At 71.2% G+C, this 15,515-nt stretch carries 11 protein-coding genes and 1 tRNA gene; 9 read left to right on the forward strand and 3 right to left on the reverse strand.

Annotated features, from left to right (window positions below; translation table 11 throughout):
• Window positions 1–41: 41 nt before the first annotated feature.
• Window positions 42–116 (reverse strand) — tRNA-Arg (locus tag V7004_RS03850).
• Window positions 117–198: 82 nt separating this feature from the next.
• Between V7004_RS03850 and argS the strand changes: the two genes are divergently transcribed.
• From argS to apgM, 6 genes are read left to right on the forward strand one after another with little or no spacing between them, the layout of a single operon-like run.
• The gene (gene argS / locus V7004_RS03855) at window positions 199–1,806 is read left to right on the forward strand and encodes an arginine--tRNA ligase (RefSeq protein WP_334142331.1); all 1,608 of its coding nucleotides are present in this window, start codon (window positions 199–201) and stop codon (window positions 1,804–1,806) included.
• The gene (gene lysA / locus V7004_RS03860) at window positions 1,806–3,107 is read left to right on the forward strand and encodes a diaminopimelate decarboxylase (RefSeq protein ID WP_334142332.1); all 1,302 of its coding nucleotides are present in this window, start codon (window positions 1,806–1,808) and stop codon (window positions 3,105–3,107) included. Before argS ends, lysA begins: the two co-directional genes overlap by 1 nt.
• Complete coding sequence (locus tag V7004_RS03865; RefSeq protein WP_334142333.1) at window positions 3,104–6,187, forward strand: glycoside hydrolase family 2 TIM barrel-domain containing protein; 3,084 nt, start codon at window positions 3,104–3,106, stop codon at window positions 6,185–6,187. Before lysA ends, V7004_RS03865 begins: the two co-directional genes overlap by 4 nt.
• A 9-nt stretch (window positions 6,188–6,196) precedes the next feature.
• The gene (locus tag V7004_RS03870) at window positions 6,197–7,501 is read left to right on the forward strand and encodes a homoserine dehydrogenase (RefSeq protein WP_334142334.1); all 1,305 of its coding nucleotides are present in this window, start codon (window positions 6,197–6,199) and stop codon (window positions 7,499–7,501) included.
• 13 nt (window positions 7,502–7,514) lie between these two features.
• Window positions 7,515–8,912 (forward strand): threonine synthase, encoded by a 1,398-nt coding sequence (gene thrC / locus V7004_RS03875; RefSeq protein WP_334142335.1) that lies wholly within the window; start codon window positions 7,515–7,517, stop codon window positions 8,910–8,912.
• 51 nt (window positions 8,913–8,963) lie between these two features.
• Window positions 8,964–10,109, forward strand: coding sequence for a 2,3-bisphosphoglycerate-independent phosphoglycerate mutase (gene apgM, locus V7004_RS03880; protein WP_334142336.1), 1,146 nt, complete (start codon window positions 8,964–8,966; stop codon window positions 10,107–10,109).
• Window positions 10,110–10,200: 91 nt separating this feature from the next.
• On the opposite strand, the gene V7004_RS03885 is transcribed toward apgM, so the two are convergent.
• On the reverse strand, window positions 10,201–10,992 hold the full coding sequence (locus tag V7004_RS03885) for an ABC transporter permease (RefSeq protein WP_334142337.1): 792 nt from the start codon (window positions 10,990–10,992) through the stop codon (window positions 10,201–10,203).
• Window positions 10,989–11,729, reverse strand: a complete 741-nt coding sequence (locus V7004_RS03890; RefSeq protein WP_334142338.1) for an ABC transporter ATP-binding protein — start codon at window positions 11,727–11,729, stop codon at window positions 10,989–10,991. Before V7004_RS03890 ends, V7004_RS03885 begins: the two co-directional genes overlap by 4 nt.
• Before the next feature lie 723 nt (window positions 11,730–12,452).
• On the opposite strand from V7004_RS03890, the gene rho reads away from it, so the two are divergent.
• From rho to V7004_RS03905, 3 genes are all read left to right on the forward strand, one after another.
• Window positions 12,453–14,189 (forward strand): transcription termination factor Rho, encoded by a 1,737-nt coding sequence (gene rho, locus V7004_RS03895; protein WP_334142339.1) that lies wholly within the window; start codon window positions 12,453–12,455, stop codon window positions 14,187–14,189.
• Window positions 14,190–14,271: 82 nt separating this feature from the next.
• Complete coding sequence (rpmE, locus tag V7004_RS03900; RefSeq protein WP_208027123.1) at window positions 14,272–14,481, forward strand: 50S ribosomal protein L31; 210 nt, start codon at window positions 14,272–14,274, stop codon at window positions 14,479–14,481.
• Between the two features lie 58 nt (window positions 14,482–14,539).
• Window positions 14,540–15,496: a hypothetical protein gene (locus tag V7004_RS03905; protein ID WP_334142340.1), complete on the forward strand. Its 957-nt coding sequence runs from the start codon at window positions 14,540–14,542 to the stop codon at window positions 15,494–15,496.
• Window positions 15,497–15,515 lie beyond the last annotated feature (19 nt).

Raw genomic sequence — 15,515 nt, forward strand, 5'->3', positions numbered from 1 at the left:
GGCACCGACCGGGCGCTTGCCTGGTCGGCGCCCGTTTTCCCTGGCGCCCTCGGCAGGATTCGAACCTGCGCACACGGCTCCGGAGGCCGATGCTCTATCCCCTGAGCTACGAGGGCGGGAACCTGGATCGTAGCGGCGCCACGTGGCCGGGCCGCAACGGCTTCGAAGGAGCCGAGAGGTCACCGCTACGATCGCCCGGTGATTCGTGACCAGCTTGCCGAGGCCCTGCGACGAGCCCTGGCCACGCTCGAGGTGGAGCCCATGCCCGGCGAGATCCACCTGGAGCGGCCGGCCCGGCGGGAGCATGGCGACTGGTCCACCAACGTGGCCCTCGCCACGGCGAAGAAGGCCGGGTGGAAGCCCCGGGAGCTGGCCCAGGCCATCGCCCAGCGGTTGGAGGCCGACCGGCCGGCGCACGTGGAGCGGGTGGAGATCGCCGGCCCCGGCTTCGTCAACTTCCACCTGGCGGAATCGTGGCTGCACGACCTGCTGGTGGAGGTCGTCGAGCAGGGCAGCGCCGGCTATGCCCGCCACGACGTGGGCGCCGGCACCCGGGTGAACATCGAGTTCGTGAGTGCCAACCCCACCGGTCCCCTGCACGCCGGGCACGGGCGGGGCGCCGCCTACGGCGACTCCCTCGCCCGGGTGATGGCCCGCTGCGGCTACGAGGTCCACCGGGAGAACTACCTCAACGACCGGGGCACCCAGATGCAGCTGTTCGCTGCCTCCCTCGAAGCCCGGCGCCAGGGTCGGGAGGTGCCCGAAGGTGGCTACCAGGGTGAGTACATCGCCGAGTGGGCGGCCGAGATGCCCGAGGGAGTCGACGTACTCGAATGGGGTGAGGCCCGCGCGGTGGAGGATCACCGCCAGACGCTCGCCCGGATGCACGTGCACTTCGACACCTGGTTCAGCGAGCGCTCGCTCGTGGACTCCGGTGCGATCATCCAGACCCTCGCCGATCTCTCCGATCGCGGCGTGATCTACGAGGCGGACGGCGCCACCTGGCTGCGTAGTACCGACTTCGGCGATGACAAGGACCGGGTGCTCATCAAGAGCGACGGCGAGTACACCTACCTCCTGCCCGACATCGCCTACCACCGCGACAAGTTCGCCCGGGGATTCGACCTGCTCATCGACGTGTGGGGCGCCGACCACCACGGCTACGTGCCGAGGATGCGGGCCGCGCTCCAGGCTCTCGGCCACGACCCGGCCGAGTTCGACGTGGAGATCACCCAGCTCGTCAACCTCCTGCGGGGTGGTGAGCCGGTACGGCTCTCGAAGCGGGCGGGCGACATCATCGAGCTGCGGGACGTGCTCGACGAGGTCGGGCCCGACGCGGCCCGGCTCACCTACCTCCTGCAGTCGATCGACAGCCCCCAGACCTTCGACTTCGAGGTGGTCAAGAGCCAGGCCATGGAGAACCCGGTCTTCTACGTCCAGATGGCCTACGCCCGCATCCGCTCCATCAAGCGGGTCGCCGCCGAGCGGGGCGTCGAGCGGGTGCCGCTGGCGGATGCCGACCTGGCGCTGCTCACCCACGAGCGCGAGCTGGGCGTCCTGCGGTCGCTGTCGGAGCTGCCCGACACCGTGCTCGCCGCCTGCCACGACCGGGCTCCGCACCGGATCACGACCTGGGTGCGCGAGCTGGCCGGCGCGTTCCACGGCTTCTACCACGACTGCTACGTGCTCAGCGACCAGGTCCCCCCTGCGCTGACTCAGGCCCGCCTGTGGCTGGTGGAGGCCGCCGAGATCGGGCTGGCGATCGGCTTGGACCTGCTCGGCGTGGACGCGCCGGAATCGATGTGATGGACCCGTCGTCGGCGCCGTTGCCGTGGGCGCTGCTGCCCGACAACGCGTCGCTGGGTGGCGACGGCCAGCTCCTCATCGGCGGTTGCGACACCCTCGAGCTGGCTGCCGAGTTCGGCACGCCGCTGTTCGTCTACGACGAGGACCACCTGCGCGCCCGCTGCCGGGAAGCGGTGGCTGCGTTCGGCCCCGGGGTGAGCTACGCCACCAAGGCCTTCCTCTGCCGGGCCATGGCCCGGCTGGCGTTCGAGGAGGGCATGAGCCTGGACGTCTCGACCGGCGGTGAGTACCACGTCGCCCGCGCCGCCGGGGTGCCGCCCGAGCGGCTGGTGCTGCACGGCAACAACAAGTCGGTCGAGGAGCTGCGGGTCGCGCTCAGCGAGGGCGTGGGCCGGGTGGTGGTCGACTCCTTCGACGAGATGGCCCGCATCGAGCAGCTGGTGGCGGGCGGCCTCGCCCCGCCCCGGGTGCTCATCCGCATCACCCCGGGGGTCGAAGCCCACACCCACGAGTTCGTCCGCACCGGCCAGGACGACTCGAAGTTCGGGTTCCCGGTGTACAGCGGCGACGCCGACCGGGCCCTCGACCGGGCAGCCACCTCGCCGGCGATTGAGCTGGTCGGCATCCACGCGCACATCGGCAGCCAGGTGTTCGAGGCCCAGTTCTTCGAGCTGGCGGTGGAGGCGGTGGCGGGCTTCGTCAACGCGCACGGGCTGCCGGAGCTCTCGCTCGGCGGGGGACTGGGGGTGGCGTACGTGGAAGGGGAGGCGGCGCCCACCATCACCGAGTGGGCCGCCGCCATCCACCGCGCCTGCGAGGCGAACGGCATCGCCGCCCGGGTCACCGCAGAGCCCGGCCGGGCCATCACCGCCGCCGCCGCGGTCACCCTGTACACCGTCGGCACCATCAAGGACCTTCCCGGCATCCGCACTTACGTGGCCGTCGACGGAGGGATGAGCGACAACCCCCGGCCGGTGCTCTACGGCAGCGGTTACGAGACGTTCCTGCCCCGGGCCGTGCAGGCACCCCGGCCGAAGCTGGTGACCGTGGTCGGCAAGCACTGCGAGTCCGGCGACCGTCTGGTCGTGGACGGCCGGGTGCCCGAGGACCTGCAGGTCGGCGACCTGCTCGCCACCCCCGTGACCGGCGCGTACGGGCACTCGATGGGGTCCAACTACAACAAGGTCCTGCGGCCGGCCGTGGTGTTCGTGCGAGACGGCGACGCCCGGGTCGTCGTCCGCCGGGAGACCCTCGACGACCTGCTGCGCCTCGACGTGCTCGATCCGCAGGGGAGCGAGTGACGGACCTGTCCTTCCTCGGTACGCCGAGCTGGCAGGCGCCGGAGCTGACCGCCGTCAACCGGCTGCCGATGCGCCCCCCGCTCGTCCCGTTCCCCGACGAGCACCTCGCCCGGTCCGGTGAGCGGGAGGCATCGCCGTGGTTCCGCAGCCTCGACGGCACCTGGCGGTTCAAGCTGTTCGCCTCACCCGAGGCCGTGCCCGCGGACGTGGCCGATCCGTCGCTGCACGACGGGTTGGGTAGCGGCTGGTCACCCATCGCCGTCCCCGGCTGCTGGACCATCCAGGGTTGGGACCGGCCCATCTACACGAACATCCGCATGCCGTTCAGGGGCGTGCCCCCGCACGTCCCGGCCGACAATCCCACCGGCGTCTACCGCACCGACGTCACGGTCCCCCGGTCCTGGAAGGGCCGGCGGATCGTGCTGCACGTCGGCGGGGCCGAGAGCGTGCTGTACGTGTACGTCAACGGCGAGCCGGTGGGCATGGGCAAGGACAGCCGGTTGCCGAGCGAGTTCGACGTCACCGAGCACGTGCGACTCGGCGCCAACACCATCGCCTGCGTGGTGGTGCGCTGGAGCGACGCCAGCTACCTCGAGGACCAGGACCACTGGTGGCACGCCGGTCTCGAGCGGGAGGTGTACCTCTACGCCACCGGGCACACCCGCATCGACGACCTGCGGGTGCGTGCCGGCCTGGGAGACGAGGGAGCGGGCTCGCTCCGGGTCCGGGCCACGGTGGGCTTCGGCGAGCGGGCCGAGCGGGTCGAAGGGTGGCGGGTCGAAGCCGTGGTGGAGACGCTCGAGGGCACACCGCTCACGGAGGTACCCCTCGGTGGTCCGGTGCCGCACCGACTGACCCCCTACCTGTTCTGGGGGCACCACGTCGAGCTGTCGGCCACCATCCCCGGGGTCGAGGCCTGGTCGGCGGAGCGCCCGGCGCTCTACCGCCTGCTCGTCTCGCTCGTCGACCCGCAGGGCGTCACCCGCGAGGTGCTCTGCCAGCGGGTGGGCTTCCGGACGGTGGAGGTGCGGGACCGCCAGCTGCTGGTCAACGGCCAGCCGGTGATGATCCACGGCGTCAACCGCCACGATCACCATCCCGAGCGCGGGCGCGCCGTGACCGTCGCGGACATGCGGGCCGACCTGCTGGCCATGAAGCAGCACAACATCAACGCGGTGCGCTGCGCCCACTACCCCAACGACCACCGGTTCCTCGACCTGTGCGACGAGCTGGGTCTCTACGTGATCGACGAGGCCAACGTCGAGTCGCACGCCTTCATCACCAGCCTCTGCGACAACCCTCGCTACCGGGGGGCGATCGTGGAGCGGGTGGCCCGGATGGTCGAGCGCGACAAGAACCACCCGTGCGTGATCGCCTGGTCACTGGGCAACGAGAGCGGCTACGGCGCGGCCCACGACGCCGCCGCGGCGTGGGTGCGGCGGGCCGATCCCACCCGCCCCCTGCACTACGAGGGCGCGCTGCTGGTCGATCTGTACGCGCCGGCACCGGTCACCGACATCGTCTGCCCGATGTACGCCTCGGTGGACGAGATCATCGAGTGGGCGAGATCCCGGCGCGACCGTCGCCGCCCGCTCATCCTCTGCGAGTACTCCCATGCCATGGGCAACTCCAACGGCGGCCTGGCCGACTACTACGCCGCCTTCGAGCGCTACCGCGGCCTGCAGGGCGGCTTCGTGTGGGAGTGGAAGGATCACGGGCTGGCGCACCACGACGGGGAGCACGGACCCTTCTTCGCCTACGGCGGCCAGTTCGGTGACGAGCCCAACGACGCCAACTTCGTCGCCGACGGCCTGGTCGGCCCCGACGGCACGCCACACCCGGCGCTGACGGAGCTGGCGTACCTGGCCGCTCCGGTGCGGGTACGGGCGAGCAAGGCCGACCTGCGGGCCGGGCGGGTCACCATCGAGAACCGCCAGTGGTTCCGCGACCTGTCGTGGCTGCAGGTCGTGTGGGGGGTGACCGTCGACGGGCGGGTGGTCGCCCAGGGCGAGCTGGAGGTGCCGGAGCTCGGGCCGCGGGCCTCGGCGACGGTTCCGGTGCCGGTGGGCCCGATCGAGCTGCATCCCGGCGAGGAAGCCCACCTCAACGTGCGCGCCCTCACCCGCCAGGACGAGCCCTGGGCGCCGGCGGGTCATCTCGTGGCCTGGGACCAGCTCGCCCTGCCGGTCGCGGGACCGCGCCACCCGCCCCCGGGCCCGCAGCCGATCCCGCTCGACACCGAAGCCAGCATCGACCCGGCGTCCCGCGCGCTCAACTCCCTGGTGGTCGACGGGCGGGCGGCGCTCGCCTCGCCGGTGACGGTCACCATGTGGCGAGCCCCCACCGACAACGACGGGCTGAAGCTGCTGCGCCAGCGCACCGACGGATGGACCGACGAGTCCGCCAAGCCGCTCACCCGCTGGCTCGACTGGCAGCTCGACTCGGGAGCGGTCGTGGGCACCGCGGTGCAGCACACCCACCGACGGCCTGACGGCGTGATCGTGCTGGAAGGCCGGGTGGAGGTGCCCGAGCCCTTCGACGACCTGCCGCGGATCGGGCTGACCTTCATGACCGCGCCCGGCTTCGAACGCCTCCGGTGGCTGGGCCTGGGCCCGCATGAGACCTACCCGGATCGCCAGGCCAGCGCGGTGGTCTCCCGATGGGAGTCGACGGTCACGGACCAGTTCGTGCCCTACCTGGTGCCCCAGGAGCACGGCCTGCACCTCGGCACCCGCTGGATGGCGCTCGAGCAGATCCCCGGCGGCGAGGACCCACAGGGGGAAGCGGTGGGGCTGCTGGTGGTGGCCACCGGCGAGCCGTTCGGGTTCTCCGCCAGCCACCATCACGCTGACGACCTGTGGCGGTCCCGGCACCTCGTCGAGCTGCGGCCACGGGCCGAGACGGTGGTCCACCTCGACGTCGCCCACCGCGGGCTCGGCACCCTGAGCTGCGGGCCGGACACGGCTCCCCGCTACCGCGTCGGTGCCGGCACCTACGAGTGGCGGTGGCTGCTGGCTGCGTACCGACCGGGCGAGGTCGACCCCGGAACCCTGGCCCGGGCGTTGACCCACCGGCAGTAGCCTCGGCACATGGACGGTTCCCAGGTGCGCGTCGGGCTGCTCGGCTGCGGCACCGTCGGCTCGGCCCTCATCCGCCTGCTGCACCAGCAGGCCGCGAGCATCGAGGCCCGCACCGGGATCGGGTTGGTCGTCCAGCGGGTGGCGGTGCGCAACGCATCGAAGGATCGCGGGGTCGACCTGCCTCCCGACGCGTTCACCAACGATCCCGAGCAGGTGGTCGCGGCCGGCGACGTCGACGTCGTGGTCGAGGTGATGGGCGGCATCGAGCCGGCCCGCTCGCTCGTGCTCGAGGCCGTGAAGGCCGGCAAGCCGGTGGTCACCGCCAACAAGGAGCTGCTGGCCAACGTGGGCGGGGAGGTCTTCGCTGCGGCCGAGGCAGCGGGGGTCGATGTGCTCTTCGAAGCGGCAGTGGCGGGAGGTATCCCCCTCGTCCGGCCCTTGCGTGAATCGCTGCTCGGTGAGCCGGTCGACCGGGTGCTCGGCATCGTGAACGGCACCACCAACTACATCCTCACCCGCATGACCGAGGCCGGTGCCTCCTACGCCGAGGCACTGGCGGAGGCGCAGCGTCTCGGGTTCGCGGAGGCCGACCCCACCGCCGACGTGGAGGGCTTCGACGCCGGCGCCAAGATCGCCATCCTGGCCAGCATCGCGTTCGGGGTGAAGGTGGTGGCGGGCGACGTCTACCACGAGGGCATCGCCACCCTCACCGCCGACGACATCGCCTACGCCGCCCGGAGGGGCTACGTGGTGAAGCTGCTGGCCATCGCCGAGCAGTTCGACGGCGACGACCGTCAGGTCGCGGTGCGGGTGCACCCGGTGCTGCTGCCGCACACCCATCCCCTGGCGTCGGTGCGGGAGAGCTTCAACGCGGTGTTCGTCCAGGGCGGGGCGGTCGGGGACCTCATGTTCTACGGGCGGGGAGCGGGCGGCGATCCGACCGCCAGCGCGGTGCTGGGTGACCTGATCGACGCGTCGGTCAATCTGCGCAAGGGCACCCATGCCGCCATCGGCGCGCTGGCGCCGGCCCGCATCCGCCCCATCGACGACCTGGAGTGCGAGTACTACCTGGGCCTCGACGTGGTCGACCGCCCCGGGGTGCTCGCCGCGGTCGCCGGGGTGTTCGGTCGGCACGGGGTGTCCATCGCTTCCATGGAGCAGGAGGGCCGGGGGGACGAGGCCCGCCTGGTGTTCATCACCCACACCGCGCGGGAGCGTGACATGCAGTCGACGGTGACCGAGCTGGGTGATCTCGACGCGGTGCGCCGGGTGGGCAGCCTCATCCGGCTCCTCGGCGAGGAGGGCGGGGCATGAGGGGCGGTCGGCGGTGAAGTACGTCAGCACCCGCGGTGCGGCCCCGGTGCTGGCGTTCGGTGACGTGCTGCTCACCGGGCTGGCCCGAGACGGCGGCCTGTACGTGCCCGAGAGCTGGCCGTCGCTGGGCCCGGGCGCGCTCGAGCGCTTCGCCGAGGCCGAGTACCCCGACACCGCCCTCGAGGTGATGTGGCCCTACGTGGAGGACAGCATCGAGCGCGACGCGTTCGAGGCGATCGTGCGCGACGCCTACTCGACCTTCGACACCCCCGAGGTCACGCCGCTGCGCGACCTCGGCGACGGCCTGTGGCTCCTCGAGCTGTTCCACGGCCCGACCCTCGCCTTCAAGGACGTCGCCCTGCAGCTCGTCGGCCGGCTGTTCGACCACGAGCTGCGCCGGCGCGGCGAGCGGGTGACCATCGTCGGGGCCACCTCCGGCGACACCGGCTCCGCCGCCATCGAAGCGTGCCGCGACCGGGAGTCCATCGAGATCTTCATCTTCCACCCCGCCGGTCGGGTCAGCGAGGTGCAGCGCCGGCAGATGACCACCGTCGGGTCGGCGAACGTGCACAACGTCGCCATCGAGGGGACCTTCGACGACTGCCAGGACCTGGTCAAGGCGCTCTTCGCCGACCAGGAGCTGCGCGACCGCCTGCATCTGGCCGCGGTCAACTCGATCAACTGGGCCCGGGTGATGGCCCAGATCGTCTACTACGTGGTCGCCGCCGCGAAGCTCGAGCGGGGCGCCGCCCCGGTGGCGTTCTCGGTGCCCACCGGCAACTTCGGCAACGTGTTCGCGGGCTATGCGGCCCAACGCATGGGCGCGCCCATCTCGCAGTTCGTCGTGGGCAGCAACCGCAACGACATCCTGACCCGGTTCCTGGCCTCGGGGACGATGACCATCCACGAGGTTCACCCCACCCTCAGCCCGAGCATGGACATCCAGGTGTCGAGCAACCTCGAGCGGTTGCTGTTCGAGCTCTACGGCCGCGATGGCGCGCAGGTCGCCGAGCTGATGCTGCGCTTCCGGGCAGAGGGGACCGTGACCATCGACCCGGATCGGCTGGCGCTGCTGCGCGAGCACTGGTCGGGCGCCAGGATCGACGACGACGCCACCCTCCGGGTCATCGCCGAGCTGCACCGGGAGCTGGGGCTCCTCATCGACCCTCACACCGCCGTGGGGCTGGGCGCTGCCCGGGTGCAGCGCCGCGATCGCTCCGTGCCCATGGTGGTGCACGCCACGGCGCACCCGGCGAAGTTCCCCGACGCGGTCGAGCAGGCGACCGGCGTGCGGCCGCCCCTGCCCGGTCCGCTGGCCGATCTCTTCGAGCGCCCGGAGCGCTACGAGACCCTCCCCGCGGACCCCACCACGGTGAAGCGCTACCTGGAACAGGTGCTCGCCGCCCGTTGACCTCCGAGCCTTCCCGCGCCACCGAGCCCGTTTTCCTGGCATGATCGAGCGATGAAGTACGTGGTGTGCGTGCCGGACGGGTGCGCCGACGAACCGGTCGACGCGCTTGGTGGACGTACCCCCCTCGAGGTGGCCGACATGCCCACGCTGCGGTCCCTCGCCGCCCGCGGCGAGCTGGGCCGGGCCGCGGTGATCCCACCGGGTTTACCGCCGGGCAGCGACGTGGGGAACATGTCGATCTTCGGGTACGACCCCGCCCGGTACCACACGGGGCGAGCGCCCATCGAGGCAGCGGCGCTGAACCTGAAGCTGGGGCCCGACCAGGTCGCCTACCGCTGCAACCTGGTGACGATCGGCGCTGACGGCACCATGGTCGACTTCGCAGGTGGCCATCCGTCCTCCGAGGAGGCCCGCAAGGTGATCGAGGCCCTCGACGACGAGCTGGGCGGCAGTGGGCTCGAGTTCCACGCCGGGGTCGAGTACCGCCACATCATGGTGGCCCCGGCCGCCTGGGCCGATGCGACCTGCATCCCACCCCACGACCTGACTGACAAGCCGGCCGTCGGGCCGACCGGTCCCGCCGCGCCGGACCTGCAGGCGGTCATGGAGGCATCGCGCCGGATCGTGGGTCGCTTCGGGCTGGAGGCCAACCAGGTCTGGCTGTGGGGCCAGGGGTTTCAGCCCCAGATGCCACCGTTCGCCGAACGGTTCGGGCTGGACGCCGCGCTGTGCAGCGCGGTCGACCTGGTGCGCGGGTTGGGGGTGCTCACCGGCATCGAGGTGGTGGACGTCGAGGGGATGACGCCCGGCTACGACACCGACTATGCCGCGCAGCGGGAGTGCGCGCTCGATGCCCTCGCTGACGGCGCGGACCTGTTCATCATCCACATCGAAGCCACCGACGAGGCGGGCCACGCGGGTGACGTGGAGGAGAAGGTCCGGTCCCTGGAGCGCTGGGACTCGCTGGTGCTGGCCGACCTGGTGGCTGGTCTGGATCGGCTCGGGTCGTGGCGCCTGCTGCTGCTGCCCGACCACGCCACGCCGCTGCGACTGAAGACCCACACCCCCGATCCGGTGCCGTACCTCCTCGTGGACTCGGACCGGCCCGGACCCGGCGGCACCTACAGCGAGCGGGCGCTGGCCGGCCTGCCGGCGGTTCCCGGCCACGAGCTGATGCCTCGCCTCGTCGGCGCCTGACCCACCCGCGTTCGAGCCTCACCTGAACTGAACTGTTCACCGAGGCGCGGCTTGAGGCCCGCCTCGGTGAACGGTCCGGTCGATGGCCCGCTCAGCTGAACCGGGTCACGTAGCCGCGCCGGCGGAACACGGCCAGCATCCGGGTGAGGAAGAGCAGCCCCAGCGCAGCCACGGCGATGCAACCGGCGAGCGAGTAGGCGAGCTCGTCCCAGGGCATGGGGTCACCGTCGAGGAGGGTGCGGGCCGCGTTGAACGCGTGTGTGGTGGGCAGCAGCCGCGCCACCGGCTGCAGGAGACCCGGGAGCGACTCGACGGGGTAGAAGACGCCCGAGAGTGGCATGACGACGAAGAGGATGCCCCACGCGAAGACCTCGGCGCTCTGCCCGAATCGCAGCACCAGGCCGATCACGAACAGCGAGATCGACCACCCGGCCACGAGCAGCAGCGCGCCGATCGGAAGCAACCCCCAGCCGACGTCGAGGATGTTGAACGAGTAGAAGCCGACGGCGGCCAGTGCCACCACCCCGAGCCCGATCGCGAGCTTGGCCATGCCGAACAGGGCGACCCCGCACGCGTACTCGATCTCCTTCAGCGGGGTGGCCATCAGGTTCAGGATGTTGCGGGACCAGGTCTCCTCGAGGAAGCCGGTCGAGACCGCGATCTGCGACTGGTAGATCACGTGGAACAGCAGGATGCCGGCTAGCAGGTAGGCCACACCCGCCTGTGTGTCCCCACCGGCCTGGCGAGCGACGAAGACCCCGAGTGACCCGAACAGCAGCGCGTCGACCAGCGGCCACACGAGTACGTCGAACAGCCGGTGCGGGCTGCGCCACAGCACGAAGGCGTGCCGCCGAGCCACCGCCCGGATCCGCAACCAGCTCACCGGCCACCCTCCTGGTGTGGCGTGCCGGCCAACTCGAGGAACACGTCCTCCAGCGAGCCGTGACCGTATGCCGCGGCGATCTCGGTCGGCGCCCCGTCGGCCACGATCCGGCCGGCCGACATGAACAGCACCCGCTCACAGAGGCGCTCCACCTCGACCATGTTGTGGCTGGTGACCAGCAGCGCGGTGCCCTCGTCAGTTGCGAGCTCCATCAGGCCGGCCCGCACCCGCAGCGCCACGTCCGGGTCGAGCGAGGCTGTCGGCTCGTCGAGCACCAGCAGGCGAGGGTGGTGCAGGACGGCTTTGCAGATTCCGACCAGGGTGCGCTGACCGGAGGAGAGCTCGGCGCACATGCGCCCGGCGAGGTGGCCGATGTGGAACCGCTCGAGCGCCTCGTGGATGTGGGGGCCGGGCTTGCGTAACCCGTAGAGGCGGCCGAACAGATCGAGCGCTTCGCGCACCCGGAGCCGGTCGGGCAGCGGCAGGTAGCCGGCGACGAACCCGACGTGGGCCAGGGCCTGGCTGCGCCTCTCGGGCAGCGCCAGACCGTTGATGCGCACCGTGCCCCGGTCGGGGCTGATCGCCCCGAGGAGCATGAGCAAGGTGGTCGTCTTGCCCGCACCGTTGGGACCGAGCAGCGCGACCCGCTCGCCGCTGGCGACCGTGACGTCGACATCGTCGACGGCCACGATGCCCTTGTAGGCCTTGCGCAGGCCTGTCGCCTCCAGGATCCCCACCCCCGCAGTCTGCCCGCCTGGCGGCGGCCGCCGGTCAGCCATTTCGGGGTAGCGCCCTTCGAGTGCAGCAGTGCTCGGCTGGTGATCCGAGGCTGCGCGGTTCGGTCCTGCCAGCGTGCGCTCGGCATTCGGCGCGCTCGGCGTCGAGCTGTGGGGAGCTCGACACCGGTCAGGCGTCAGGACCTCCCGCAGGGTCAGATCGTCGAGCCCCGACCCGCCGTCGACGCGGATGTCGACGGCGGAGGCATCGGGCGCGTGGGAGCCGGCGACCCGGCCGGTGCCCGCTGGCACGGGACTCACGTCGTTACCTCGGCGAGCCGCTCGATGGTCCCGTTCGCGCCCATCCACTGCGCCGACGCTGGGGATGCCGTGCACGCAGGCCTGCGGGTTCGAGGATGACGTCGTGGTCGACGAGGTCGGTCCCGACGACGGGAGGTTGCTTCGAGCTGGGGAAGGCCGGTACCATTCGATGCGTCGCAAGGGGGCTGCATCCGCTCGGTCGAGCGAGGTCGGGTGAGCAGCTGCGGCAGCACCGCCGCTCACCGCATGTTCGTGAACCACGGCGAGGTCTTCCCGCTCCTCTGAGCACCGTGCCGAAACGGATGGCCGGTTCCACGGCGGTCGCACGTGCCCCTTGATCTCCTTCTCACGGCGGGTGGCGCCTGAGCACCCAGGCGGGCCTCCCGAGCAGATCCCCACTGACAGAAAGCGAGAGAGGTGCCCATGAGCGTGGACTCCCAGCAGCTCGAACGGACGGCGCTCGAGCGCAAGGATCGAGAAGAGCTGAGCACCATCGCGATCGCGCTGGGTGGCAAGCCGAGCTCGAGAGCCCGCAAGGCCGAGATCGTGGATCTCATCCTCGAGCTGACCGGCGTGACGTCTCCGGCGTCGGAGACGACCGGCAACGGATCCACCGAGGCCAAGCCGAAGCGCACCCGGAAGGCCAAAGCCGACCCGGCCGAGGAGCCCGGGGGTGCGGAGCATCTGCCGGCCACCGGTGAGGGTGAAACCACCGTGGCGGCCGCCGAGCCCGCCGAGGCGGCGACCTCTGAGGGGCAGGTTGACGTCGCCGCGCCGCCGGCGCCGGGGGGCGACGGGGATGCCGGCACCGCCCAGGAGGGCTCGCAGGACTCACCGGCGGCCCCTGAAGGGCAGGAAGGCCGAGCGGACAACGGTGACCGCGAGCGTCGGGGCGCATCGGGCCAGGGCAACCGCGGTGAAGGTCAGCGGGAGGAGCCGGAGCCCGGCAACCGCCGGCGCCGGCGCCGGGGTCGGGACCGCGATCGGGATCGAGGTGAGCGCCAGGAGGAGGCGTGGCAGGGCGAGCCGGTGGAGGTCGAGGGTTACCTCGATCTGCGTGACGAGGGATACGGCTTCCTGCGCCTGCGCGGCTACCTGCCGAGCAAGGACGATGCCTATGTCTCGGTCAAGCAGGTTCGCCAGTTCGGTCTGCGCAAGGGTGACCACATCAAGGGTGCAGCCCGGCCGGCAGGCCGCAATGAGAAGAACCCTGCCTTGCTCCGCATCGATCTGGTGAACGGCGCCGATCCGGAGCAGGCGCGCCAGCGGCCGCGCTTCGAGGACCTCACCCCGCTGTTCCCCGACGAGAAGTTGCGGCTTGAGACGCCGAACGATCCCACCAACATGACGGCCCGGATCATCGATCTCATCGCTCCGATCGGGAAGGGTCAGCGTGGGCTGATCGTGTCGCCCCCGAAGGCGGGCAAGACGACGGTGATGAAGCAGATCGCCCGTTCCATCGAGACGAACAACCCCGAGGTGCACCTGATCGTGCTCCTGGTGGACGAGCGACCCGAAGAGGTCACCGACATGCGCCGATGGGTGAGGGGCGAGGTGGCCGCTTCCACGTTCGACCGCCCGTCCGACGAGCACACCATGGTGGCCGAGCTGACCATTGAGCGGGCCAAGCGGATGGTCGAGGAGGGCAAGGACGTCGTCATCATCCTCGACGGCATCACCCGTCTGGCCCGGGCGTACAACCTGGCGGCGCCGGCCACCGGTCGCATCATGTCGGGAGGCATCGATACCGGTGCGCTGTACCCGCCGAAGAAGTTCTTCGGCGCGGCTCGCAACATCGAAGAAGGTGGGTCGCTCACCATCCTCGCCACGGCGCTGGTGGAGACCGGATCGAAGATGGACGAGGTGATCTTCGAAGAGTTCAAGGGCACCGGCAACATGGAGTTGCGCCTCGATCGCAAGCTGGCCGAGCGGCGCATCTATCCGGCCATCGACGTCGACGGGTCCTCGACCCGGCACGAGGAGCTGCTGTTCGATCGCAAGCAGCTCCAGATGGTGTGGAAGCTGCGGCGGGTGCTCAGCGGACTCGGCGAGGGCGGCGGCGGCGCCGGCCTCGAGATGCTCATCGACCGGCTCTCCACGTTCAAGAGCAACGACGAGTTCCTGGCCGAGGTGGCCAAGGCCCCGTCAGCCGGCGTATAGGCACGCCAGGCCGGGAGTTGCTGGTCCCCGGCGATTCCCGGCACACTGATCTGTCCCCGTCTCCCCGACTGGAGCCCCTGCGATGAAGGCAGACATCCATCCCGAGTACGTCACCGCCACGGTGCGGTGCTCGTGCGGCAACACCTTCACGACCCGCTCGACGAAGGCTGATCTCCACGTCGAGCTCTGCAACGAGTGCCACCCCTTCTACACGGGCACCCAGAAGCTGGTCGACACCGGCGGCCGGATCGAGAAGTTCGAGAAGCGCTACGGCAAGCGCCGCAAGGGCTGACCGGGAGGCCGCTGTTCCTCTCGATCCCGAGCAGAAGGCGCGCCTGCTCCAGGCCAAGTTGCGCGCCCTCCTCGCGGAGGCGGGCCTCGCCGATTCCGCAGGCGCCACGCTGGAGGCGGTCAGTTTCCCTGGAGGTGCCGCGGCCCGGCACGGCGATCGAGCCTTCGTCCTCCTGGATGCGCCCCGTGGGCGCGGGCTGGGCAAGGCGATCGCCTGGGCCGACCAGCAGGGCGCGAGGGAGGTCCACCTTCTGACCGAGGACGACGCCGGCGTGTTCGCCCGACAGGCTCGATACTTCCGGTTGCCAGCGACGGTGTGGCAGGTTGACGGCCGATCGGTGCAGCCGGCCGAACCCGAGCCCCACCGGCCGCCGGCGGCTCCCCCGGAAGCGGCGCTCGATCTGGTGGGTCTGCTCGCGGCTGAGGGTGTCGACATCGTCATCGAGCACGGCGAGGTGCGCGGTGAGATCCTCGGCCTCGAGATCGCCCGTGTCGTCGTCGACGGTGCCGATGCTCGGATCGAGGTCGGCGTCGGCCGCCACGATCGTGAGGCGTTCGCGCTCGTGCACGGCGACCTGCCCACCGCTGACGCGCTGCGCAGCGTGGTCGACAGCGTGCGCCGGCAGCGCCGAGCCGGTGATCTCGGTCATCCCTTGGCCCGGCTGGCTGCCGAACGGTGGTTGCGGGCCGCGCTGATCACGGAGCCCCATCGGGTGGGCGCCCGTTCCCTCGAGCCGGTGGAGCCCACCATGCCCCGCGAGAGCATCAAGGAGACGGCGGCCGCGGTGGCGGTCGGGGTGGACCTCGACGGGCGCCCGATCGTGGTCGCCTGCTCGGTGGGCATCGACCTCGACCTGGTGCCTGCTGCTGCCGACGCCCGGGCTGCACACGCTCCGGGGGCGCGCCTGCTGCTCGCGCTGCCCGAGCGCGACGCCCATCCGGTGACGAGGCGGCTGGCCGAGGCCCTCCACGAGCCGGCGGAGCTGGTCGAGGTCATCGGCGACTGGCGGGCTTGAGGCCCATCTACCCTGGAAT

The sequence above is a fragment of the Rhabdothermincola sp. genome (genome assembly GCF_036846205.1).
GTDB lineage: Bacteria > Actinomycetota > Acidimicrobiia > Acidimicrobiales > Acidimicrobilacustridaceae > Rhabdothermincola.